This window comes from Bradyrhizobium sp. AUGA SZCCT0222 (assembly GCF_018130205.1).
Classification (GTDB): Bacteria; Pseudomonadota; Alphaproteobacteria; order Rhizobiales; family Xanthobacteraceae; genus Bradyrhizobium.
Map to the genome: position 1 here is coordinate 54,471 of NZ_JAFCLX010000036.1, position 22,196 is coordinate 76,666.

The following is a 22,196-nucleotide window of genomic DNA, read 5'->3' on the forward strand; positions in this document are numbered from 1 at the left end:
TAAGCACCATACGATATACGGTCTAGCCGTCACGGACGTGACAGGGGATCGCAAAAGATTTGCCGAAGCCGGCGGTGGTTGAATCAATTGATCGGAAGCTGCTTTTGCAGTGCAGCGTAACCGTCGTGTCTCAGTGGCTGTGCAGCCGCATTTCCCCGGGAATCTTGCCCTGCTGCAGGCCATGGTCGGCCAGCCACGCATCCGTCGTGGCAATCGCGCGGTCGATGTGATCAGCGGTGCGCGAGAAATCGTAAGGTGATCCCACCAGCGGGCACAGCGGCGGCACCACGAAATATTCGATGCCGGGGTCGAGGCCCTCCAGCTCAATGACCAATTGTCGCGCGATCAGCAGCGTCAGCGCGTGCAGCGCATTGGCGACCGCGCCGACGGGCGGCGCCTGCGTGGCGCAGGCGTGCCCGGTCGGCAGGATGATCAGCCGTTTGGCGCCTTTCTGAACCGCGACCTGGATCGGCGTGTTGCTGGAGATCGCACCATCGGCGAGATAGTAATTCTTGTAGGGGATCGGCGCGAAAGCGCCGGGGATCGCGGTCGAAGCGACGATCGCCTCCGAGGTCGAGCCTTCCGACAACACAACGGTGTCGCCGGAAATGATGTCGGTGGTAACGATATGCACCGGCACCTTGGCGTCCTGCAGATTGCGATAGGGAATGTGGTCGTCGATCAGCTTGCGGATGCCGTCGTGGGAAATCAGGAAATCGCGCCGCCACAGAAAACTCAGCACCGTGCGCCAACTCATCGGAAACACGTCATGCCGCGTCAGTCCGCGCCAGATGTCGCCCAGCCGCTCCACGCCCTTGAGTGTCGGGTCGCCGGCATAGAAGGCGCCGTTGAGGGCGCCGACGCTGGAGCCGACCACCATATCGGCGGAAATTCCGTGGGCGGCGAGCGAATGCAACATGCCGACCTGAATGGCGCCAAAGCTGCCGCCGCCGGCGAACACAAAGGCGGTCTTCACCGGGCCGATCTGATCGCGTACCGACAACACTTGGCTCCCTGATCGCCGCGTCGGCACAGGCCGCATGGCGTTGGGAGGGTTATAGCAGCGGGGGGATGGGATGGGCTACTGGGGGAGCGACGCTCTATCCCCACGTCGTCCCGGCCTTGAGCCGGGACCCATAGCCACGGGCGGCAATTGGTTTGCACGCTGGTCGCTATTTTCCTTTTCAACAACGCGGGCCGCGGAGTATGGGTCCCGGCTCAAGGCCGGGACGACATCGTTAGCGCTCGACGAACGCCTTTTCGATCACGAAGTGACCGGGCTGGTTGTGGCTGCCTTCGAGGAAGTCGCGCGTCTCGAACAGCTGGCGCAGTTCTTCCAGCATGCCGGGGCTGCCGCACATCATGATGCGGTCGGTCGCGATATCGAGCGGCGGCTGGTGGATGTCGTTGAACAGCTGTTCCGAGGTGATCAGGTCGGTGATGCGGCCGCGGTTGCGGAACGGCTCGCGGGTCACGGTCGGATAATACAGCAGCTTCTCGGACAATAGCGGTCCGAACAATTCGTCGTCGCGCAGCTTCGCGACCAGTTCCTCGCCATAAGCGAGTTCGGAAACCTGCCGGCAGCCATGAACCAGAACAATGGTTTCATAGCGCTCATAGACATCAGGGTCCTTGATCAGGCTCGCGAACGGCGCGAGCCCGGTGCCGGTCGACAGCAGCAGCAGGCGCTTGCCCGGAATCAGATTGTCGGTGATCAGCGTTCCCGTCGCCTTGCGGCCGACCAGGATGGTGTCGCCTTCGCGGATCTTCTGCAGCTTCGAGGTCAGCGGCCCGTCCGCGACCTTGATCGAGAAGAACTCGAGTTCCTCCTCGTGATTGGCGCTCGCCATGCTGTAGGCGCGCAGCAGCGGACGGCCCTCGACCTCGAGGCCGATCATCGCGAACTGCCCATTCTGGAAACGGAAGCCGGAATCGCGGGTGGCGGTGAAGCTGAAAAGCGTATCGGTCCAATGACGGACAGAAAGAACTTTCTCTCTATAGAACGCGCTCATGTGTTTTCGTTTTTCCTGACGTCTTGGTGTAGAACAATTCAGTTTCTTGCCGGGTTTTCGGGTCTCGAAACGACGAAAACCCCCGAAATCATTGGCGATTTGACGTTTCAATTGCGCCAATGACGGAGATAGTCAAGATCAATCGGCGTACAATTGAGAACTCGGAATGGCAGTCGGTTTATTTTGCAGAATGGTTCGATTGGTCTTCGTTAACAGAGATCACGCACGCAATTAACTTGCTGAAATCGGCACCAATCTGGCAATAAATTGCTACGCAATCTTAGAACGCGTCAAAAGAGCCCGCATGCGAAGCGTGAGAGAATTTCGACAAGGTAAACCGGGCTTTTATCCGGACCAGTCGATCTATGCCGAATTCGCCTGCGCCGAATTCGGATTAACCTTTCGCGATCTCGACGGCGGCTCGGGACTGATCTTCAGCGTGGCTTCAGAGGCAAAATCCCTGCATTTCGGCGCGGGTCGCTGCTCATGGTATCCGCAGAACAACGCCACCGCCTCGACGCTGGCTTCCGACAAATACTTCACCGGCAGAATCCTTGACGAAGCCGGCGTGCAAACGATCGGCGGTGAATATTTCTTCCTGCACGATCGCTATCGTGCGCATCGACCATTGGGCCATGAGCGCGCCGACGCGCTGGCGTATTTTCGCAAGCTGGGCGGATCCGCCTTCGCCAAGCCGCTGACGGGATCGCGCGGCGATTTCGCACAAAGGAGCCACGACGAGGCTTCGCTGATCCAGCATCTCGACGACGTCGCGAAATATTACGACGCGGTCCTGATCCAGCCGATCGTGGAAGGCGTCGAGTTCCGGATATTCCTGCTCGACGATGAAGCGCTGTATTGCGCGCGCAAATATCCGCCCTTCGTCCGCGGCGACGGCGTACACACGTTGCGCGAATTGTTCGCTGCCCATAACGATGCCCTTCGCGCCCGCGGCCTTTCGCCGGTGTCGCCCGGGGATAGCGACTCTTCGCTCGACGCCCTGCTGGCAAAGGGCGAACGCCGCGACATTCCCGGCCGGATGAATCTGAGCGCAGGCGGAACGATGGTGCTCGAAGCAGCGCCTTCCGAAGCCGCGGTTATGCTGGCGAAGAAAGCCGCCCGCGTGCTTGGGCTTCGCGTCGCAGCCGTCGATCTGTTCGCCGGCATTGGCGGTGAGCCCGGCGCGGCAACCGTGATCGAGGTCAACTCCAATCCTTCGATCCGGCTGCTGGAGGAATCCGATCGCGGCGACCTGATTCTCAAAATCTGGCATCACACGTTTCACGCGATGGGACTGCTCGGTGTTTGACCTGCCAAAATATGGCGACGGCATCTGCCTCGCGCGCCTGGCCGAATTGCTCGACGCGCTCGGGATCGATCGCGCACGGCTGCAGCGCAGTTCGGTCGTGGTGACCGGCTCGAACGGCAAGGGCAGCACGGCCGCGATGTGCGCCGCGATCGGTCGTGCCTATGGCCTGCGAACCGGCCTCTTCACCTCGCCGCACCTGCTGCGCTTCAATGAACGGATTCGGATCGACGATGCCGAGATCGGCCATGATGATTTCGCCCGGTGCAAGCAAAGGGTTGAAACCGCCATCGCCGCGATTTCGCAGCGGCGCGGTGAGAAATTCGGCGCCTTCGAAGCGTTGTTTGCGCTCGCCTGTCTCTATTTCGAGGAGAAGGAATGCGAATTCCTCGTGTTCGAAGCCGGTATCGGCGGCCGCTACGATCCGGTCCGCCTGGTTGGCGCACTCCAGACCTGCGTGACCTCGGTCGATTACGAACATGTCGAATTGCTCGGCAACTCGCTGGAGCTGATCGTCTCCGACAAGAGCGATGCCTGCGCAAGCGGCGGCACCATCATTTACGGCGAGAATTGCCGTAGCCTGCGGCGGCATCTGCGCGAATATAATCGCCATCGCGGGATCACGTCGCTGTTCGCTCGCGACGAGATCGGCATCGACGGCGAGTCCGCATCCCCGTCAGGGCAGCGGTTCGATTACCAGTTCGGCCATCACGATTATCGCGGCATCGGGATGCGCCTGCTCGGCGCGGTTCAGTTCAACAACGCCGCGATCGCCGTCACGCTGTTCCTGCTCTGGCTGCAGGGCGCCCGGCCGCACAAGGCGCCGGAGCGGATCGAGGAAGCCATCCGCGCCGGCCTGCGCGAGACGCAATGGCCCGGCCGTCTCGAAATCATCGCGCAGGACCCACTGACGGTGATCGATGTCGGCCACACCCCCGACGGCATCCGGCAATCGCTCGCAAGCCTCAAGGCGATCCACGGCGGCGACAACTGGATCCTCGTCACCGGCGCCTCCGGCGACAAGAAGGCCGGCGAGATCGTCGGCACGCTGGCGCCGGCGTTCGACACGATCATCTGCACGGCGGCGTACCACAAGGGCGCCAACCCGCACGACATCGCCGCCGCGGCGCGGCTCGCCAATCCCGCGGCCGATGTTCACGTTGCCGATACGATCGAGGATGCCGTGCGGCTGGCCGGTGCGTTGGCAGCATCACGAAAGCGCAAACTATATGTCGCGGGCGGACTGTTCCTGGCGATCGAATACGCCACGGCCGCCCGTGGCGGCCGCGCGCAGGATTTGCGGTTTTTTTGATTTCGTCATTCCGGGATGGTCCGAAGGACCAGACCCGGAATCTCGAGATTCCGGGTTCGATGCTACGCATCGCCCCGGAATGACTGCGTCAGTTGGTTCCCCCGGCCGAGTCGTCGAGCACCTTAAAAGCCTCTTCGAGCTGCGGCGAGATCGAAACACCCAGCTTCTCGCCGGTCGGCAGCCGCCCCACGAACCATTTGTTGTAGAGCGGCACCAGATCGCGGCCCGAACCAAGTTTGCGGAAAGTGCGCTCGACCACCGCCTTGAGCTGCGGCTCGCCCTTGCGGAACATGATGCCGTAGGGATCGTAGGACAGATACTCGCCCGTGACCTTGAACTGGGCCTGGGCCTTGTGCCGCGCGATCAGGCCGTAGAGCAGGATGTCGTCGGTGGCAAACGCGTCGGCCTTGCCGTCCACCAGCATCTGGTAGGATTGCTCGTGGTCGGGCGAGGTCAGGATCTTGAGGCCGAGCGAGAACTTCTTGTCGACATTATGCATCGCCTGCTCGTTGGTGGTGCCTTTGGTGACCACCACCGTCTTGCCCTTCAGGTCCGTCGGCGCCGAGATCGTCGAGGCTTTGGGCACCATCAGCTTGGTGCCGGCCACGAACATCAGCGGCGAGAACGCCACCAGTTTGGCGCGCTCGGCATTGGCCGTGGTCGACCCGCATTCAAGGTCGATCTTGTTTTCCGTCACCGCCGGAATGCGGTCGTCGGAGGTCACCTTGACGTACTCGATCTTGAGATTCGCATCGTCGACCTCGACCCCGATTTCCTCGACGATCGCCTCGCATAATTCGAGACTGTAGCCGATCGGCCGGTTGGAATGATCGAGGAACGAGAACGGCGGCGAGCTCTCGCGATAGCCGAGCCGCACGACATGGGTCTTCTTGATGTTGGCGAGCGTGGGGCTGAGCCCCTCGCTCGCGGTCTGGGCCGCCGCCGGCGTTGCCAGCAGACATGCTGCCAGCAACAGGCCAACGGCCATCGTCGGGCTAGCCGTTGGCCATCCACTTAGGAACTGATGCATGCATCTCTCCCATCAATGCGTGGCCGGGACGGGCTCGCCGGGAACGGTATCCGATGGGACCACGTCGTCGGGGCCAAGCTCGTGCTCCGGCTTGAGTTCGCCCTCCCATTTCGCGACCACGGCGGTGGCGAGCGAATTGCCGATCACGTTGGTGGCGCTGCGTCCCATGTCGAGGAACGTATCGATACCCATGATCATCAACAGGCCGGCCTCGGGAATATCGAACTGGCTGAGCGTCGAGGCGATCACCACCAGGGACGCGCGGGGAACACCTGCGACCCCCTTGGAGGTGATCATCAGGGTTGCCAGCATCGCAAGCTGGGTCCCGAGCGGCATGTCGATGTGATAGGTCTGCGCGATGAACACGCTCGCGAAGGTGCAATACATCATGGTGCCGTCGAGATTGAACGAGTAACCCAGCGGCAGCACGAAGCTGGAGATCCGCGACGACGCGCCGAACCGGTTGAGCCCTTCGAGCGTCTTCGGATAGGCGGCCTCCGAAGACGCCGTCGAGAACGCGATCATCAGCGGCTCGCGGATCAGCCGCAGCAGGTCCTTGTATCGCGGCCCGATCACGATGAATCCGACGACGATCAGGATGATCCAGAGGATCATCAGCGACAGATAGAAGCCGCCCATGAAGACGATCAGCTTCCACAAGACGCCAAGGCCGTTCTTCGCCACGGTCGCCATGATCGCTGCCCACACCGCCAACGGCGCGAACAGCATCACATAGCCGGTGACCTTGAGCATGATGTGGGCGAGATCGTCGATCATCGACAGGATCGGCTTGGCGCGCTCCTCCGGCATCGAGCCGAGGGCGACGGCAAAGAACACCGCAAACACCACGATCTGCAGGATTTCATTCTGCGCCATCGCATCCGCGATCGAGGTCGGGATCAGATGCATCAGGAATTTTTCGAACGAGAACGCCGACACCGGCAGTCCGGTCGATTGCGACTTGTCGGGCAGCGTGCCGGGGAAGTTCGCGCCGGGCTCCAGCAGGTTGACCATGATAAGGCCGAGCAGCAACGAGACGAACGAGGCGGTGACGAACCAGCCCATGGTCTTCGCAAAAATCCGGCCGAGCCTCGAGCCGGAGCCCATATGGGCGATGCCGCCGACCAGCGTGGCGAACACCAATGGCGCGATGATCATCTTGATCAGGCGCAGGAACAGCATCGCGACCAGATTTACATCTGCCGCGATCGCCACCCGATTGTCGGGCATGTAATTGAAAACGACGGTCCCCATCACGATGCCAAGCGCCATCGCGATCAGGATGTATTGTGTGAACCTGCTCGACATTTTTTCTGACCCCCGTTTTTCCGGCAACCTTAAGTTTGGCAGATTTGGAGGGCGGCGCAACAAACTTGCGACAATTTACACACTTGCCGAAATGTTTCCGTTGTGGATCACGCGCACGGCGACTAGCGTTCGGTGCAGCGCACAACATGTGCAATCGGTCGCCTGATATGCGATCAACTGCATCAAGAACGATCAATCCGAGGGAGGGAACGCCATGAACGCTACCGTCAATCGCCAGATCCTGCTGGTGGAAAAGCCGACCGGAAAACTCGGGCCCGAGCATTTCAAGATGTCGGAGGGCGCGGTGCCGGAGCCGAAGGACGGCGAGGTGCTGGTGCGGGCGCGCTATATCTCGCTCGACGCCGCCAACCGCGCCTGGATGCACGGCGCCACCTATCGCGCGGCGGTCGAGGCCAACACCGTGATGGCCGGCGGCGGCATCGCCGAGGTCGTGTCCTCGAAGGCACCTAGCCTCAGCCCCGGCGACATCGTGTTCGGCGATACCGGCTGGCAGGATTACGCGGCGGTGCCCGCAAAGCATCTGACAAAAATGCCCCGGATGGAGCCGATGACGCATCTGCTCAGCGTCTACGGCATCGCCGGCCTCACCGCCTATTTCGGCCTGCTCCATGTCGGCAAGCCCAAGGAAGGTGAAACCGTCGTGGTCTCGGCCGCGGCCGGTTCGGTCGGCTCGATCGTCGGCCAGATTGCCAAAATCAAGGGATGCCACGTCGTCGGCATCGCCGGCGGCAAGGACAAATGTAACTGGCTCACCAGCGAACTCGGCTTCGACGCCGCGGTCGATTACAAGGATGGAGCCACCTACAAGGCGCTGCGGGCAGCGGCGCCGAAGGGCATCGACGTCTATTTCGACAATGTCGGCGGCGACATTCTGGAGGCCTGCATCGCCCTGATGAACAACCGCGGCCGCATCTCCTGCTGCGGCGCGATCTCGCAATATGACGGCGTGCCGTCGGCGACCGGCCCGCGCGGGGTGCCCGGTCTGATCGTGGTGAAACGCCTGATCATGCAGGGCTTCATCGTGATGGACTACATGAACGAGCGCGATCAGGCCCTGAAGGACCTGCAGTCCTGGGTCGCTTCCGGCAAACTGAAAGTGCAGGAAGATGTCATCAACGGCCTGGAAAACACACCGCAGGCGCTGATCGGACTATTGGCCGGCGAGAACCGCGGCAAGCGGATGGTGAAGGTGTAGCCTCACACTCGACGTCGTCCCGGCGAACGCCGGGACCCATACTCCGCGGCGGTTATTGTTGCAGAAGGTAACTAACGCCAGCGCCCTCACCCATAGGCCGCGGCGTATGGGTCCCGGCTCAAGGCCGGGACGACGGGAACGGAGTTCTAATGCGCAGCACCCGGCGTCTGCGGCGCCACCTGCGCGCTCGCTTTTTTCCGCTTCCTCTCGCTGAGCCAGTTCTCGAACCGCTGCACCACGACAAAGAACGTCGGCACGAACAGCACCGCGAGGCAGGTTGAGGCCAGCATGCCTGAGAACACGGTGATGCCGATCGATTTGCGGGCGTTGGCGCCGGCGCCGGTCGCCAGCACCAGCGGCACCACGCCGAGGATGAAGGCAAACGACGTCATCAGGATCGGCCGGAACCGGGCTCGCGCCGCCTCAACGGCGGATTCCAGCAGCGGCTTGCGGTCGCGCACATGCAGTTCGAGCGCGACCTCGACGATCAGAATGGCGTTCTTGGCCGACAGCGCGATCAGCAGGATGATACCGATCTGGGTATAGAGGTTGTTCTCGATCCGCAGGCCCGTCAGCACGATCATCGGACCGAGCAGCGACAACGGCACCGCTAATATCACCGAGATCGGCGCAAACCAGCTTTCATATTGTCCGGCCAGCACGAGATAGACCAGCAACAGCGCGAGCCCGAACGCCCAGTAGATCTGGCCGCCGACGACCTTCTCCTGGTACGACATCGCCGTCCATTCGAAGCCGGTCCCCTGCGGCAGGGTCTTTCCGGCGATCTCCTCCATCAGTTTCATCGACTGGCCCGAGCTGTAGCCCGTGGCGGGCAGGCCGATGATGCTTGCGGACGGATAGAGATTGTACAGGCTGATCAGTGAGGGGCCGACCGCCGGCGTGATCTTGGCGACCGTGCCGAGCGGGATCATGTCGCCATTGCTGTTGCGCACCATCATGTTCGCCATGTCGCGCAGCGTCAGGCGATATTGCGCATCCGCCTGGGCATAGACCTGGAAGGTGCGACCGAACTTGTTGAACTGGTTGACGTAGGTCGATCCCATATAGGACGACAGCGTCGAGAATATCTGGTCGGTCGTGACATGCAGGGTCTGGGTCTTGACCCGGTCCACCTCGACGTCGAATTGCGGCACCATCGCACGGAACGACGAGCTGACGCGCTGCAGCGCGCTTTGCGTCTGCGCGTTGGAGACGATGGCGCCGGCAATCGCCTGCAGTTTGCCGTAGTCGGCATTGCCGTCGCGCAACTGAACCTGCATCGCAAAACCGGCGGCGTTGCCGATGCCCTGGATCGGCGGCGGCGGAACCACCAGGATGCGCGCTTCCTCGATGGCAGACATCTTCTCGTTCAGGCCGACGAACAGCGACCGCAGGTCCTCGCCCTCACCGCGCGCACTCCACTCCTTGAGGATCAGATAGGCGACGCCGGCATTGGCCAGGCTGGAAGAACTATCCAGCGCCGAGATGCCGGAAATGCTGATGACCTGATCGACGCCCGGGTGCTTGCCGGCGATTTCGCTGACCCGGGTGAGCACTTGCTGGGTGCGATCGAGCGAGGCGCCGTCGGGCAGTTGCACGGCAACCAGCAGATAGCCCTGATCTTCAATGGGAATAAAGCCGGTCGGCACCCGCGACAGGCCGTAGCCGGCGCCACAGATCAGGATGAGGGCAAAAATCACGGAGATATTGCTGTGCGCGACCAGGCGGCCGATCAGCCGGGCATAGCCGCGTTCGACCCGGTCATAGACCGCGTTGAAGCCGCGGTAGAAGAAATTGCGCTGTTCCGGCGGCGCCGGCCGGCGCAGCCACAGCGCGCATTGCGTCGGCTTCAGCGTCGCGGCATTGATGGCGCTGAGCAGCGCGGTCGCCGCGATCACCAGCGCGAATTGCGAATACATCCGCCCCGTCAGTCCCGGCAGGAAGGCCGACGGCAGGAACACCGAGATCAGCACCAGCGTGATGCCGACGATCGGCGCGAACAGCGCGTCCATCGCCGATATCGCGGCGTCATGGCCGGACATGCCCTTCTCGATATTATGTGCCGCGCCCTCGACCACGACGATGGCGTCGTCGACCACGATGCCGATCGCGAGCACGATCGCGAACAAAGTCGAGATATTGACGGTGAAGCCAAGCGCCGCCATCGCGGCAAAGGCGCCGATGATCGTCACCGGCACTGTCGTCGCCGGCACCAGCATTGCCCGCCAATCCTGCAGGAAGATCAGGATTACGATCAGGACGAGGAAGCCGGCCTCGATCAGCGTCTTGTAGACCTCCTTGATCGATTCCGAGACGAATTTCGTGGTGTCGAACGGAGTGTCATGTTTCACGTCATGCGGAAACGCCTTGGCGAGCACCGCCATCTTTTCCCTGACGGCCTTCTCGACCTCGAGCGCGTTGGCGCCGGGCGACTGGAACACGCCGATGCCGGTGGCGGGCTTGTTGTTGAGCGAGAACACCTGGCTGTAGGTCTGGGCGCCGAGCTCGACCCAGCCGACATCGCGGACACGGGTGACATCGCCATTGCTGCCGGTCTTGACGATGATGTCCTCGAACTCGCTCTTGTCGCTGAGCCGCCCGTTGACGTTCAGCGTGTACTGGAACGCCTGTCCCGCAGGCGCCGGCGGGGCGCCGACCTGTCCTGCCGTGACCTGCTGGCTCTGCTGCTGAATCGAGGAGACGACATCCTGCGGCATCAGGTTGCGCACCTGCAGCTTGTTCGGATCGAGCCAGACCCGCATCGAATACTGGCCGGCGCCGAACACCGTGACGTTGCCGACGCCGGGCAGACGCGACAGTTCGTCCCTGATGTTGATGGTGGCGTAATTGCTCAGGAACAGGCTGTCATAGGTCGCATTCGGCGACGTCAGCGTCACGAACAGCAGGACCGCCGTCGACTTCTTCTGCACGGTGACGCCCTGGTTCTGCACCGACTGCGGCAGCTGCGCCAGCGCGCTCGACACCCGGTTCTGCACCAGCACCTGCGCGAAGTTGAGGTCGGTACCGATCTTGAACGTCACCGTCAGCGAATAGGTGCCGTCGGCGCCGCTGTAGGACTGCATGTACAGCATGTCCTCGACGCCGTTGACCTGCTGCTCGATCGGCAGCGCGACGGTATCGATCACGGTCTTGGCGCTGGCGCCGGGATAGCGCGTCGTCACCTGCACCGTCGGCGGCACCACATCGGGATATTGCGCCACCGCGAGGCGGAACAGGCACACCCCGCCGATCAGGATCATCAGGATCGCGATGACGTTGGAAAGGACGGGCCGCTCGATGAAAAATTTCGAAATCATGGCCGGTCCTTATTTGGTGGGTGCCGGCGACGCTTCGATTTTCTTGACCTGCGGGTCGACCTTCTGACCGGGGATCGCACGGAGCAGCCCGGCGGTGACGACGCGATCATCGCCCTTCAAGCCGCTTTCGATCACGCGCAACGCGCCCTCGAGCGGCCCGGTCTGTACCTTGCGCTGTTCGACCACGTTCTCGCCGTTGACGACCAGCACGTAGCGACCGGCCTGGTCGCTGCCGAGCGCCACATCAGGCACCAGCAGCGCGTTCGACTGCTCGTCGAAGGGCACGCGGACCCGGACGAAGAATCCCGGCAGCAACGCCCGATCGGGATTGGGCAATACGCCGCGCACCGCGAGAGTGCCGGTCGATTGATTGAGGGTCGGCGAGACGTAGTCGAGCTTGCCCTTGTGCGGAAAGCCGCTCTCGGTCTGCAATCCGACCTCGACCGGCAGCTGGCGGATTTCCTCGACGGTCATGCCCCGCCGCCTTGCCTCTTCGCGGATCCGCAGCACGTCCTGTTCGTTGACGTTGAAATTCACATAGATCGGGTCGAGCGCCACGATGTTGGCAAGCTGCGTCGGCGACGAGACGCCGACCAGTTCGCCGACCGAGACCAGATGCGCGCTGACGATGCCGTCGAACGGCGCTGCGACATTGGTATAGCCGTAGTTGACCGCCGCGATCTTGGTGTTGACCTGGGCCTGCTGCAGGTTTGCCTGCGCGTTTTCGCGTGCCGCCGTCGAAGTATCGAGCGTGGCCTGCGAGACCGCCTGTCTTTGCACCAGCTCCGACTGCCGCTTGAAATCGGCTTCGGCCTGCTTCATCGACGCCTGCATGCCGGTTTCGGCGGCCTGCGCTTGATCGAGCTTCAATTTGTAGGTTTCCGGCTCGATCGTGAACAGCGTGGTGCCTTCCTTCACGAAGGTGCCGTCCTTGTAGTTGATCGACTGCAGGAAGCCCTGCACGCGCGCAACCAGATCGACGTTCTTGATCGGCGCGGTATTGCCGGTCGCCTCCAGATAGCGCGTGATGCTGCGCTGCACCGGCACAGCGACCTCAACTTTCGGCGGCGGCGGCGGCACAAAAGTATTTTGTTCGCAGGCACTTAAGACGCCGAATGCGGCAATGGCGAAGACCGCGCGACACGCAATGGCGCCTCTCTGTCTGAAGGTGTCATGTGGTCTGCTGCATGCCAGCGAACGCTCAGACTTCATTTGCGTGCCTCAATACGTTTGTTCTTGCAAAGCGCGTTCTATTCAAATTATGGCGTTCGACCATCCCATAAAAATAGCAACAATCCACTTGCAGGGGAACCGGAAACCGAAAATGATGCGCGCGCGAAATTTTCTTCGCTTTCTCGTTCATGATTTCACTTCTGTTGAAGCGGCGGCTCCAGCGACGACAAAAAGGATTTATTCAAATGATCAACACGTTGACACGTGCGGCAACGCTCGGGGCGTTGATGACGGCAGTGATATTCGCAACCGCAGCACCGACATTTGCGCAGGCGCCAAGCCAGGCGCAGCGCGACGCGATCAAGACCCAGTGCCGCTCGGATTATATCGCGCATTGCTCCAGTATTCCGCCGGGCGGCGAGGCTTCGCTGCAATGCCTGCAGAAGAACATGTCGAGCCTGTCATCAAGCTGTCAAAGCGCGGTGCGCGCCGTGCAAGCGCCGGCGGCTGCCGCGCCCGCGGCCAAGCCCGAAGCCGCTCCGGCCGCGGCCGGCGCAAAACCTGCCACCACGACCGCGGCGCCCAAGGTTGATTCCAAGGCAGATTCCAAGGCTGACGCCAAGCCCGCAGCCGCGGCTGCGGGGCAGCCGTCCAGCGCGCAGGTCTCAGCGGTCCGCAGCGCCTGCCGCTCCGACTATCCAAAAGTCTGCGCGGGCGTGCCGACCGGCGGCGCCCCGGCGCTGCAGTGCCTGGACAAGAACAAGGCAAAACTTTCGCCGGCTTGCGAGAAGGCGGTCACGGCGGCCGTCGGCGGCGGTGCCGCACCGGCGGCGGGCGCAGCTCCCGCGGCGGCGGCGGCTCCGGCAGCGGCAGGCACCGCTGCTGCACCTACCGTGATCGTGCTGCGGCCGATGCGCCCGGCTGAAGAACTGATGGTGCTGCGGTCCGCCTGCGGCGCCGATCGCCAGACCCTTTGCGGCGGCGTGGCGCCGGGCGGCGGCCGGATCGTGCAGTGCCTCGCTACCAACGCGGCTTCACTGTCACCGGCCTGCAGGGACGTGCTGAGCCAGTTCGCGGCGCGCTAGTAAACCCGTGCGACCCGATCACGCCGTGAAACGGCGTGGTCGGACTATGCGTGCGCGACGGTACCGACGAACTGCTGCAATTCCGGCGTCCGCGGCGCGGCAAACACCTCTTTCGGAACGCCCTCTTCATGCACCCTGCCGTGGTGCATGAAGACGAGCTTGGTGCCGACGTCGCGGGCGAAACGCATCTCATGTGTGACCAGAATCAGCGTCATGCCCTCGCGCGCCAGTTGCTCGACCACGCGCAGCACCTCGTTGACCAGTTCCGGGTCGAGCGCCGAGGTGATTTCATCGCACAGCAATACTTTCGGCCGCATCGCCAGCGAACGCGCGATGGCGACGCGCTGCTGCTGGCCGCCGGAGAGTTGGTTCGGATAGGCGTCCATCTTCTCGGACAGCCCGACCTTCGCCAGCACCTCGGCCGCGGTGGCGCGCGCCTCCTTGGCCGACACCTTGTTGACGACGGTCGGCGCCAGCATCACGTTCTCGGCGGCTGTCAGGTGCGGAAACAGATTGAACTGCTGGAACACCATGCCGACATGGCGGCGCAGCTCGCGCAGATTGGTGGTGGAGCCGCCGACCTCGATGCCGTCGGCGATGATCGCGCCGGACTGATAGGTCTCCAGGCCGTTGATGCAGCGGAGCAGCGTGCTCTTGCCCGATCCGGAGCGGCCGATGATGGCGACCACATCGCCCTTGGCGACCTCGAGCGAGACGCCCTTCAGCACCTCGTTCGGACCAAAACTCTTTCTGACGTCACGAATGCTAACGAGCGACATTGAGGCGGCTCTCGATTTTTTTCGCCCACCAGGACAGCGGGAAACACAGGCAGAAATAGATCAGCGCGACCAGCGAATAGACCACGAAGGGACGGAAGGTCGCGTTGTTGAGCATGGTGCCGGCCTTGGTCAGCTCGACGAAGCCGATGATCGAAGCCAGCGCGGTGCCTTTGACCACCTGCACCGAGAAGCCGACGGTCGGCGCAACCGCGATCCGCGAGGCCTGCGGCAGGATGACGTAACGCATTTGCTCGATGTAGCTCATGGCGAGGCTGGAGGAGGCTTCCCACTGGCCCTTCGGAATCGACTCGACGCAGCCACGCCAGATCTCGGCGAGAAAGGCGCTGGTCCAGAACGTCAGCGCCAGGGTCGCGGCCATCCACGGGCTCACCTCGACGCCGAACAGCGCGATGCCGAAGAAGAACAGAAACAGCTGCATCAGGAGCGGCGTGCCCTGGAACAGCTCGATGTAGATCTTGGTGGACCATTCCAGCGCCGGGATCCTGGAGGTTCGCATGAACAGCAGGATCAGCCCGACAACGCCGCCGCAGACAAAGGCGATCAGCGACAGCACGATGGTCCACTGCGTGGCGATCAGGAGGTTCGACAGGATGTCCCAGAGGCTGAACTGCAACATGGCTCACTTCGCCTTGAACAGGATGCGGCCAAGGCCGCGCAGCAGCGAACGCGTCAGCATGGCGAGCAAGAGATAGGCCAGAGCCACCAGCAGATAGACCTCGAAGTTGCGGAAATTGCGCGAGGCGATGAGATTGGCGGCGTAGGTCAGGTCCTGCGCCGAGATCTGCGACACCACGGCCGAGCCCAGCATGACGATGATGATCTGCGACGACAGCGCCGGATAGATCTTCTCGAACGCCTGCTTGAGGACGATGTGGCGCAGCACTTCCCATTTGGTCATGGCAAGGCTGATTCCGGCCTCGATATGGCCTTTCGGCACCGCCTCGATGCCGGCGCGGATGATCTCGGTCGAATAGGCGCCGAGATTGATCGTCATGGCGAGGAATGCCGCGGTCGATTCGCTGAGCTTCAGCCCGGCGGCCGGCAGGCCAAAGAAGATAAAGAACAACTGCACGATGAACGGCGTGTTGCGGATCACCTCGACATAGGCGGCGACCAGGCTGCCGAGCCATTTCGGCCCGAAGGTGCGCGCCGATGCGCCGGCAGTGCCGACGGCGATACCGGCGACGGTCGAGACCACCGTCAGTACGACGGTGAACAGCAACCCCCACAGCAGCACATCCCAGTGGGGCAGCAATTCGCCGAATTGGAGCTTGTAGTTCATGACGGGTTGGCCCCCGCGACCAGGTCAAAAGCCCGGCGGCAAGGGTGCCTTCAGCCACTTCTCGGACAGTTTGGCGATGTCGCCAGACGTCTTGGCCTGCGCGATGATCTCGTTGAGCTTGGCCAGCAGCTTCGGCTCTTCCTTGTTGAGCCCGATGAAGCACGGGCTGTCCTTGATCACGAATTTGAGCGCGGGCGCCCGGGCCGGGACCTTCTCGGCGATAGCGGCGGCGACCGTATTGCCGGTCGCGATCAGGTCGACCTGTCCGGATACGAAGGCGGCAATGGTGGCGTTGTTATCCTCGAAACGCTTGATGGTAGTGTCAGCCGGCGCGAGCTTCGTCAGTTCCTGCTCCTCGATAGCACCGCGGGTGGCGCCGATCGTCTTGCCCTTGAGCTCGTCGGCCGATGCTAACTTGATTTCCTTCGTACCGAACACGCCGGAGAAGAACGGCGCATAGGCGACGGAAAAGTCGATCACCTTCTCGCGCTCGGCATTCTTGCCGAGGCTGGAAATGACGATGTCGGCTTTCTTGGTCTGCAGATAGGGAATCCGGTTGGCGCTGGTGACGGCGATGATCTCGACCTTTACCCCGAGCGCCTTGCCGATCAGGTTGGCCATGTCGATGTCGTAGCCCTGCGGCTTGAGATCGAGCCCGGCGGAGCCGAACGGCGCAAAATCCTGCGGCACTGCAACCTTGATGACCTTGGCCGCCATGATCGAGGCCAGCGCGTCGGCATGGGCCGGCGTGGTCAGCGCGGCGGTGGCGAGCGCGAAAGCCGCGGCAAGCATCGATTTCCTCAACATCCTATGTCCCCTGTGCATCGCGACATCGCCGGTCGGTTCGGCCGATGTCTTCGGATCCCCTTCGCAGTGCGGGACCCTGCCCGATGCTCAATCATCAGGCAATGCCTTGAGCTGCTCCTAATTTTATCATCGCCTGCCCTGGAATTAGGCTGCGGAGGTGACAGATTCACGTCCAAATGATACACGCTCTGCCATTCGATGCAGGGTTGTGGCGCGCTACTCGCCGCAAAACGCGAGGATCAATTGAACCAACCTCACCGATAGCGCGACATAACAAATCGTCATCGCGATCTGATACGCGGTGTGCCAATTGACCTTTGGCCCTGCCGATACGATCAACGTCCCGATGATCATTTTTTCGACGTGCAGAAATATTTCCTTGGAAGCCGGCTCGAGATGATCGGCACAGAATGAAAGCCATCCGGCTCTGATCTCCGCCATAGGTTCTCCTGATCTCGCAACAAAAAAGGGAGCGTCAATGCGGCGAGATCGAGAAGCAAGCGAGCGGCCTGCCTGACGTTTTGAGAACCACAATCATCAACCAAGACCAGGAGGAAAAACAGATGCTACGTGCCATCCTGACTGCAGCCACCATATTGTGTGCGTCGCAAGCGTTCGCGCAGGAGATGACTGCCGCACAGCGCGACGCCTGCATGGGCGATTACGAGAAATATTGCAAAAGCGTCACGCCGGGCGGCGGGCGGATCATCGCCTGCCTCGCCAAGGAGAGCGACAAGCTCACACCTGCTTGCAAGAAAGTATTGCAGGCGGCGGAGAAGAAATAGGCGCGCGCTCTGAGACGCACCCGCAGCACCTTCCAGAAGAAACCTGAACACCAACCAAGATACGTCCGGGGAGAAACATGCGTTCATTTCTGCTCATTGCCGCCGCCCTGCTCGCCATTGGCACCGCCATGACCTTCGAATCGACCGATGCCAACGCGGCTGTCTGCGCCGACGGCGTCGTTCGCGCCGGCTGTGCGGGACCTCGAGGCGCGGTCGTCGTCAAAAAGCCAAAGCCGGCGGTCGTGTGCCGCACCGTGATCGTGAACGGCGTGAAGGTTCGCCGCTGCACCTGATCGAAGCTGATCCGGCTCAAAACCGAAGACATCTGCACCTGCCGGCCGCTGCCTGCCATCATCGGCGGCGCAGCGGCCGACTTTTGCCGATTCCTGTTTTGCGGGATCGCGATTGATGTGCCAGCATCGACGGCCTCGAAGCTATCGATGGCCATGAATCCGGGATGAAGAATTATTCAATCGCATTGCCAGTCTGGGCCCGGGTGCTCCTGCTGGCGGGCGTTGCCGGCATCGTCCTCGGTGCCGGCCTCATCGCCTATCGCTTTTACGACAGGCCGACGGTGCTGAGCGTCGCGGTGGGCTCGTTCGACGGCGAAGCGGCCAAGGTCGCGTCGGTCATCGCCGCCCGGCTGGAAGCCACTAAATCCGCGGTCCGTTTGAAGATCGTTCCGACCGACAACGTGCTGGATTCCGCAAAGATCTTTGCCGAGGGAAAGACCGACCTTGCCATCGTGCGCGCCGATGTCGGCGATCTCTCGCTGGCGCGGAGCGTGGCGCTGGTCACCAAATCGGTCCTGATGATCCTGGCCCTGCCGGGATCGCAGGTGACCAGCATCGAGAAGATGAAGGGCCACACGGTCGGCGTCGTCGGTGGCGAGATCAACCAGAAGATCGTCGAGGCCCTGAAAAAGGAGTATGACCTCGGCGACAAGGTGATCTTCAAGAACATGGCGCCGGCGGATACGCCGCGCGCGATCCAGTCGAAAGAGGCGAGCGCGTTCCTGCTGGTCGTCCCGCTCAGCGAAAAGTATATCTCCCTGGTGAGGCGCTTCTTCCGGGGCGGGCATAATTCCTTCCCCGCCTTGATCCCGGTTGAATCGGCCGGCGCCATCGCCGATGTCGAAGGCGCCTATGAAAGCTTCGATATTCCGCAAGGCACGCTGCGCGGCAGCCCGCCGGTGCCGGATGCCGATCTGACCACGCTCCGCGTCGGGACTTATCTCGTAGCCAACAAGAAGATCGACCCGGACACGATCACAACCCTGACCCAGGCGCTGGTTACCGCCCGCAACGATCTCGTGCGCGACCAGCCGCTGCTAGCCGGGCTGACGGCACCCGATACCGATCCCGGCGCCTATATCCCGGTCCATCCGGGGGCCGCAGCCTACTATAACGGGACCCAGCAAAGCTTCATGGACAAGTACGGCAACTGGATTTACCTGACGCCGATGGTGCTGGGCGCACTGGCCTCGATCTTCGCAACCGCGTGGCGGTTCCTGGGCGGCCGGCAGGAACCGGCCGAGACGACGTTGCGCAGCCTGTTCGCCTTGCCGCGACGGATCAGGGAAGTGAAGAGCGAGGCCGAACTGACCGAGATCGAAAACCAGGTCGACCAGGCACTGGATGCCGAGATGGCGAGCGCGATCAGAAGCGAGAACGCGCAGGATATTTCGACGCTGGTTTCAATGGCGCATCGGCTGGAAGATTCGATCTATCGCCGCCGGCAAATGCTGGCGGAGGGGCCTGCTGCGAAGCAGAGCTAGTTCCGTGCGGCCCAACGGGCAGGGTTGGCCCGGTCCGTTTTCGCAAATTTTTTGGTGGCGCCATTTCCCGGTCCGGTTTAGGGTGGCCCCAACTAGTAAGTATACTGTCAATTAGGGAGGGGTACCGTGCGTATCGCCGTCATCGGCGGAGGCCCCGGCGGTCTCTACTTCGCCTATCTCTGGAAGCGGCGTCATCCGGACGCACAGATCGACCTGTTCGAGCAGAACCCCGAAGGCGCGACCTGGGGTTTTGGCGTGGTGTTCTCCGAACAGGCGCTGGAATTTTTGCGCGCCGACGACCCCGAGACGGTCGATGCGATCACGCCGCGGATGGAAAGCTGGAAGAACATCACGCTCAATTTGCGGGGCGAGAGCGTCGAGATCGACGGCGTCGGCTTTTCCTCGATCGGCCGGCTCGAATTGTTGACCATTTTGCAGCAGCGCGTGCGCGCCGCCGGCATCACGCCGCGATACGGCACCATCATCCAGTCGCTGGACGAACTCAAGGGTTATGACCTGATCGTCGCCGCCGACGGATTGAACTCGCTGGTGCGCCGCAACTTCGAAAAGGAGTTCGGCGCCTCGGTCTCGCATTCGACCAACAAATTCGCCTGGTACGGCACCAGCAAACGTTTCGCCACGCTATCGCAGACCTTCGTCAAAACCGACCTCGGGTCGTTCAACGCGCATCACTACCGCTATGCGCCTGCCATGAGCACCTTCCTGGTCGAATGCGACGCGGCGACCTGGCAGGCCTACGGGTTCGAGCACAAGACCATCGAACAATCGCAGGCGATCTGTGAAGAAGTATTTGCAGATACGCTCGACGGCCATTCGCTGGTGTCGAACAAATCGGTGTGGCGCAATTTCCCCTGGATCTGGAACGAGAACTGGTCGCACGGCAACATGGTGCTGATCGGCGATGCCCTGCACTCGGCGCACTTCTCGATCGGCTCGGGAACAAGGCTCGCGATCGAGGACGCCATCGCACTGACCAAGGCGCTGGAGGCGGAAGCGGACATTCCCGCGGGCCTTGCTCGCTACCAGGGCGAACGCAAGCCAATCGTGAAGAAACTGGTGACGGCGGCGCGCACCAGCGCCGACTGGTACGAACATTTTCCCGAACACATGAAGCTCGATCTGATGGATTTTGCCTACAGCTACATCACCCGTTCCGGCCGGATCGACGATGCGCGCCTGCGCGCGATGTCGCCGGCCTTCATGGCGCGCTTTGAGGCAGCAAAGAACAGCGGGAGCCGGTCATGATGATCGACGATCAGGTACCTCTGGAAAATCCCGGCGCGCGCGAAATCGGTTTCGCGATCCCGGAGCGCTACAACGCCAGCCGCATCCTGTTCGACAATCTCGTGCACGGCCGCGGCGAACGCCTGGCCCTGACCGGACCTGCCGGCACGCGCAGCTATGCCGAGCTGTGCGGCGAGGCCTCGCAATGGGGCCACGGCTTCCAGTCGCTGGGGCTGAAGCGCGGCGACCGCATCCTGATGTTCCTCGACGATACGCCGGCTTACCCGGCCGCATTCTTCGGCGCGCTACGCTCCGGCTTCGTGCCACTGTTGATCAACACCCTGACGCCGCCGGACCTGCTGCAATTCTATCTCTCGGACGCCGGTGCCGCCGTCGCGGTCACCGATGCCGAGTTCACTTCCCGATTCGACGCTGTTGCCTGCAAGGACACGCCGCTGCACACGCTGATCGTGGTCAACGGCACCGCCGGCGAACACGCCGTTCCGAAGGCGCTTGCTGCCGATACCTGGCTGGAGGCCTTGCCCACCGAACTCGCGGAGGCTGATACGCACCGCAACGAGATGGCGTTCTGGATGTATTCGTCCGGCTCGACCGGGCGGCCGAAAGGCATCGTGCATTTGCAGCACGACATGGCCTACAGCGAAGCTGCGTTTGCGCGCAACGTGCTCAAGCTCAGCCCCGACGACATCTGCTTCTCGGTGCCGAAGATCTTCTTCGCCTATGGCTTCGGCAATTCCATCACCTTCCCGTTCTCGGTCGGCGCCGCCACGCTGTTGCTGCCCGGTCAGCCAAAGCCCGCCGCGATCTTCGAGGCGATCGGCCGCTACCGTCCGAGCGTGTTTTTCGGGTTGCCTACGCTTTATACGTCATTGACCAAGGCCGATGGCGCAGCGGCCGCGGATTTTTCGTCGTTGCGTATGGCGCTGTCCGCCGCCGAGGTGCTGTCAGGTGAAGTGTTCAACGGCTGGAAGGCGCTGACCGGCCTTGAGATCATCGAGGGCCTGGGTTCGACCGAGGCACTGCACATCTACCTTTCCAACCGGCCCGATCACAAGAAGCTCGGTGCGGCAGGGCTGCGCGTCCCCGGTTATGAAATCGCGCTCAGGGACAAGGACGGTCGCGACGTCGATGACGACGAGGAAGGGATCATGTGGGTGCGAGGCGATTCCAACACGCCGCTGTACTGGAACCGGCCGGACAAATCGGCCGAAACCATTCGCGAAGGCGGCTGGATCTACACCGGCGACCGCTTTGTCCGCGATGCCGACGGCTTTCATTTTTTTCGCGGCCGCGCCGATGATCTCATCAAGATTTCCGGCCAATGGGTCTATCCGCTCGAAGTCGAGCTGTGCCTTGCCGAACACCCCGACGTGCGGGAATGCGCCGTCTTCGCCGCCGAGCTGCCGGACCGGCGTATGACGCTGAAGGCGGTGGTGGTGATGAACCAAGGCGGCTTCGATGCCAGCGATGCAACGAAGCGGCTGCAGGATTTCGTCAAGGCAAAGCTGTTGCCTTACAAATATCCGCGCGAGGTGCGATTCATCGAGGAGTTGCCGAAGACCGGTACGGGCAAGATCGACCGGCAGGCGCTGTTGAGGATGTAGCAATTCGCTTCAACACCCTCGGTGTCGTCCCGGCCTTGAGCCGGGATCTACCGTGTTAGCTGTCAAGAGGCTGTAGCACCTTTCCAAGGCTGGCCGGACCTGATTACGGCATTTGC

Annotated in this window: 20 protein-coding genes; 9 read left to right on the top strand and 11 right to left on the bottom strand. The window is 62.2% G+C overall.

Translation table 11 applies throughout. From position 1 onward, the window contains the following. Positions 1–130: 130 nt before the first annotated feature. Together JQ629_RS26535 and JQ629_RS26540 are read right to left on the bottom strand one after the other, a co-directional pair. Positions 131–1,003 carry a patatin-like phospholipase family protein gene (locus JQ629_RS26535; protein WP_249135286.1) on the bottom strand — a complete coding sequence of 291 codons (873 nt, stop codon included), beginning with the start codon at positions 1,001–1,003 and terminating at the stop codon, positions 131–133. A 235-nt stretch (positions 1,004–1,238) separates the two neighbouring features. Further along, the gene (locus JQ629_RS26540) at positions 1,239–2,012 is read right to left on the bottom strand and encodes a ferredoxin--NADP reductase (RefSeq protein ID WP_212265754.1); all 774 of its coding nucleotides are present in this window, start codon (positions 2,010–2,012) and stop codon (positions 1,239–1,241) included. Positions 2,013–2,316: 304 nt separating this feature from the next. Between JQ629_RS26540 and JQ629_RS26545 the strand changes: the two genes are divergently transcribed. After that, on the top strand, positions 2,317–3,321 hold the full coding sequence (locus JQ629_RS26545; RefSeq protein WP_212415142.1) for an ATP-grasp domain-containing protein: 1,005 nt from the start codon (positions 2,317–2,319) through the stop codon (positions 3,319–3,321). After that, positions 3,314–4,630: a bifunctional folylpolyglutamate synthase/dihydrofolate synthase gene (locus tag JQ629_RS26550; RefSeq protein WP_212415143.1), complete on the top strand. Its 1,317-nt coding sequence runs from the start codon at positions 3,314–3,316 to the stop codon at positions 4,628–4,630. The genes JQ629_RS26545 and JQ629_RS26550 overlap by 8 nt, the downstream gene beginning before the upstream one ends. 88 nt (positions 4,631–4,718) lie before the next feature. Here JQ629_RS26550 and JQ629_RS26555 read toward each other — a convergent pair whose 3' ends face one another. Both JQ629_RS26555 and JQ629_RS26560 read right to left on the bottom strand, forming a co-directional pair. Further along, on the bottom strand, positions 4,719–5,660 hold the full coding sequence (locus tag JQ629_RS26555) for an amino acid ABC transporter substrate-binding protein (protein ID WP_249135287.1): 942 nt from the start codon (positions 5,658–5,660) through the stop codon (positions 4,719–4,721). A gap of 12 nt (positions 5,661–5,672) precedes the next feature. Further along, positions 5,673–6,968 (bottom strand): dicarboxylate/amino acid:cation symporter, encoded by a 1,296-nt coding sequence (locus JQ629_RS26560; RefSeq protein WP_212415144.1) that lies wholly within the window; start codon positions 6,966–6,968, stop codon positions 5,673–5,675. Positions 6,969–7,182: 214 nt separating this feature from the next. On the opposite strand from JQ629_RS26560, the gene JQ629_RS26565 reads away from it, so the two are divergent. Beyond that, positions 7,183–8,184, top strand: coding sequence for an NADP-dependent oxidoreductase (locus tag JQ629_RS26565; protein WP_212386611.1), 1,002 nt, complete (start codon positions 7,183–7,185; stop codon positions 8,182–8,184). Between the two features lie 146 nt (positions 8,185–8,330). Here the strand turns inward: JQ629_RS26565 and JQ629_RS26570 are convergent, their stop codons facing one another. Together JQ629_RS26570 and JQ629_RS26575 are read right to left on the bottom strand one after the other, a co-directional pair. Then, entirely contained in the window at positions 8,331–11,501 is a 3,171-nt protein-coding gene (locus JQ629_RS26570; RefSeq protein WP_212415145.1) for an efflux RND transporter permease subunit, read from the bottom strand. Between the two features lie 9 nt (positions 11,502–11,510). Then, the gene (locus JQ629_RS26575; RefSeq protein ID WP_502753347.1) at positions 11,511–12,695 is read right to left on the bottom strand and encodes an efflux RND transporter periplasmic adaptor subunit; all 1,185 of its coding nucleotides are present in this window, start codon (positions 12,693–12,695) and stop codon (positions 11,511–11,513) included. A 224-nt stretch (positions 12,696–12,919) separates the two neighbouring features. Between JQ629_RS26575 and JQ629_RS26580 the strand changes: the two genes are divergently transcribed. Further along, positions 12,920–13,759, top strand: a complete 840-nt coding sequence (locus JQ629_RS26580; protein WP_212415147.1) for a cysteine rich repeat-containing protein — start codon at positions 12,920–12,922, stop codon at positions 13,757–13,759. A 44-nt stretch (positions 13,760–13,803) separates the two neighbouring features. Here the strand turns inward: JQ629_RS26580 and JQ629_RS26585 are convergent, their stop codons facing one another. From JQ629_RS26585 to JQ629_RS26605, 5 genes are all read right to left on the bottom strand, one after another. Beyond that, the gene (locus tag JQ629_RS26585) at positions 13,804–14,538 is read right to left on the bottom strand and encodes an amino acid ABC transporter ATP-binding protein (RefSeq protein WP_212415148.1); all 735 of its coding nucleotides are present in this window, start codon (positions 14,536–14,538) and stop codon (positions 13,804–13,806) included. After that, complete coding sequence (locus JQ629_RS26590) at positions 14,525–15,175, bottom strand: amino acid ABC transporter permease (protein WP_212265745.1); 651 nt, start codon at positions 15,173–15,175, stop codon at positions 14,525–14,527. Before JQ629_RS26590 ends, JQ629_RS26585 begins: the two co-directional genes overlap by 14 nt. A 3-nt stretch (positions 15,176–15,178) precedes the next feature. Beyond that, positions 15,179–15,841, bottom strand: coding sequence for an amino acid ABC transporter permease (locus tag JQ629_RS26595; RefSeq protein ID WP_192739277.1), 663 nt, complete (start codon positions 15,839–15,841; stop codon positions 15,179–15,181). 24 nt (positions 15,842–15,865) lie between these two features. Further along, positions 15,866–16,648, bottom strand: a complete 783-nt coding sequence (locus JQ629_RS26600; RefSeq protein ID WP_212415149.1) for a transporter substrate-binding domain-containing protein — start codon at positions 16,646–16,648, stop codon at positions 15,866–15,868. A gap of 216 nt (positions 16,649–16,864) precedes the next feature. Then, positions 16,865–17,089, bottom strand: a complete 225-nt coding sequence (locus JQ629_RS26605; protein WP_212415150.1) for a hypothetical protein — start codon at positions 17,087–17,089, stop codon at positions 16,865–16,867. Between the two features lie 122 nt (positions 17,090–17,211). Here JQ629_RS26605 and JQ629_RS26610 point away from each other — a divergent pair, with 122 nt between their 5' ends. The 5 genes from JQ629_RS26610 to JQ629_RS26630 all read left to right on the top strand — a co-directional run bounded on the left by JQ629_RS26610 (position 17,212) and on the right by JQ629_RS26630 (position 22,080). Next, positions 17,212–17,433 carry a cysteine rich repeat-containing protein gene (locus JQ629_RS26610; RefSeq protein ID WP_212415151.1) on the top strand — a complete coding sequence of 74 codons (222 nt, stop codon included), beginning with the start codon at positions 17,212–17,214 and terminating at the stop codon, positions 17,431–17,433. Between the two features lie 77 nt (positions 17,434–17,510). After that, positions 17,511–17,726, top strand: a complete 216-nt coding sequence (locus JQ629_RS26615) for a hypothetical protein (protein ID WP_192739279.1) — start codon at positions 17,511–17,513, stop codon at positions 17,724–17,726. Positions 17,727–17,890: 164 nt separating this feature from the next. Further along, positions 17,891–19,210 carry a TAXI family TRAP transporter solute-binding subunit gene (locus tag JQ629_RS26620; RefSeq protein WP_212415152.1) on the top strand — a complete coding sequence of 440 codons (1,320 nt, stop codon included), beginning with the start codon at positions 17,891–17,893 and terminating at the stop codon, positions 19,208–19,210. A gap of 126 nt (positions 19,211–19,336) precedes the next feature. Then, positions 19,337–20,476 (top strand): FAD-dependent monooxygenase, encoded by a 1,140-nt coding sequence (locus tag JQ629_RS26625; protein ID WP_212415153.1) that lies wholly within the window; start codon positions 19,337–19,339, stop codon positions 20,474–20,476. Further along, positions 20,473–22,080: a benzoate-CoA ligase family protein gene (locus JQ629_RS26630; protein WP_212415154.1), complete on the top strand. Its 1,608-nt coding sequence runs from the start codon at positions 20,473–20,475 to the stop codon at positions 22,078–22,080. The genes JQ629_RS26625 and JQ629_RS26630 overlap by 4 nt, the downstream gene beginning before the upstream one ends. Positions 22,081–22,196: the final 116 nt, after the last annotated feature.

Excerpts from the sequence above, each read along its gene's own strand:
- JQ629_RS26540 (WP_212265754.1), bottom strand. The coding sequence starts at position 2,012 with ATGAGCGCGTTCTATAGAGAGAAAGTTCTTTCTGTCCGTCATTGGACC.
- JQ629_RS26545 (WP_212415142.1), top strand. The coding sequence starts at position 2,317 with ATGCGAAGCGTGAGAGAATTTCGACAAGGTAAACCGGGCTTTTATCCG.
- JQ629_RS26555 (WP_249135287.1), bottom strand. The coding sequence starts at position 5,660 with ATGCATCAGTTCCTAAGTGGATGGCCAACGGCTAGCCCGACGATGGCC.
- JQ629_RS26560 (WP_212415144.1), bottom strand. The coding sequence starts at position 6,968 with ATGTCGAGCAGGTTCACACAATACATCCTGATCGCGATGGCGCTTGGC.
- JQ629_RS26565 (WP_212386611.1), top strand. The coding sequence starts at position 7,183 with ATGAACGCTACCGTCAATCGCCAGATCCTGCTGGTGGAAAAGCCGACC.
- JQ629_RS26570 (WP_212415145.1), bottom strand. The coding sequence starts at position 11,501 with ATGATTTCGAAATTTTTCATCGAGCGGCCCGTCCTTTCCAACGTCATC.
- JQ629_RS26580 (WP_212415147.1), top strand. The coding sequence starts at position 12,920 with ATGATCAACACGTTGACACGTGCGGCAACGCTCGGGGCGTTGATGACG.
- JQ629_RS26585 (WP_212415148.1), bottom strand. The coding sequence starts at position 14,538 with ATGTCGCTCGTTAGCATTCGTGACGTCAGAAAGAGTTTTGGTCCGAAC.
- JQ629_RS26590 (WP_212265745.1), bottom strand. The coding sequence starts at position 15,175 with ATGTTGCAGTTCAGCCTCTGGGACATCCTGTCGAACCTCCTGATCGCC.
- JQ629_RS26595 (WP_192739277.1), bottom strand. The coding sequence starts at position 15,841 with ATGAACTACAAGCTCCAATTCGGCGAATTGCTGCCCCACTGGGATGTG.
- JQ629_RS26600 (WP_212415149.1), bottom strand. The coding sequence starts at position 16,648 with ATGTTGAGGAAATCGATGCTTGCCGCGGCTTTCGCGCTCGCCACCGCC.
- JQ629_RS26605 (WP_212415150.1), bottom strand. The coding sequence starts at position 17,089 with ATGGCGGAGATCAGAGCCGGATGGCTTTCATTCTGTGCCGATCATCTC.
- JQ629_RS26610 (WP_212415151.1), top strand. The coding sequence starts at position 17,212 with ATGCTACGTGCCATCCTGACTGCAGCCACCATATTGTGTGCGTCGCAA.
- JQ629_RS26615 (WP_192739279.1), top strand. The coding sequence starts at position 17,511 with ATGCGTTCATTTCTGCTCATTGCCGCCGCCCTGCTCGCCATTGGCACC.
- JQ629_RS26620 (WP_212415152.1), top strand. The coding sequence starts at position 17,891 with ATGAAGAATTATTCAATCGCATTGCCAGTCTGGGCCCGGGTGCTCCTG.
- JQ629_RS26630 (WP_212415154.1), top strand. The coding sequence starts at position 20,473 with ATGATGATCGACGATCAGGTACCTCTGGAAAATCCCGGCGCGCGCGAA.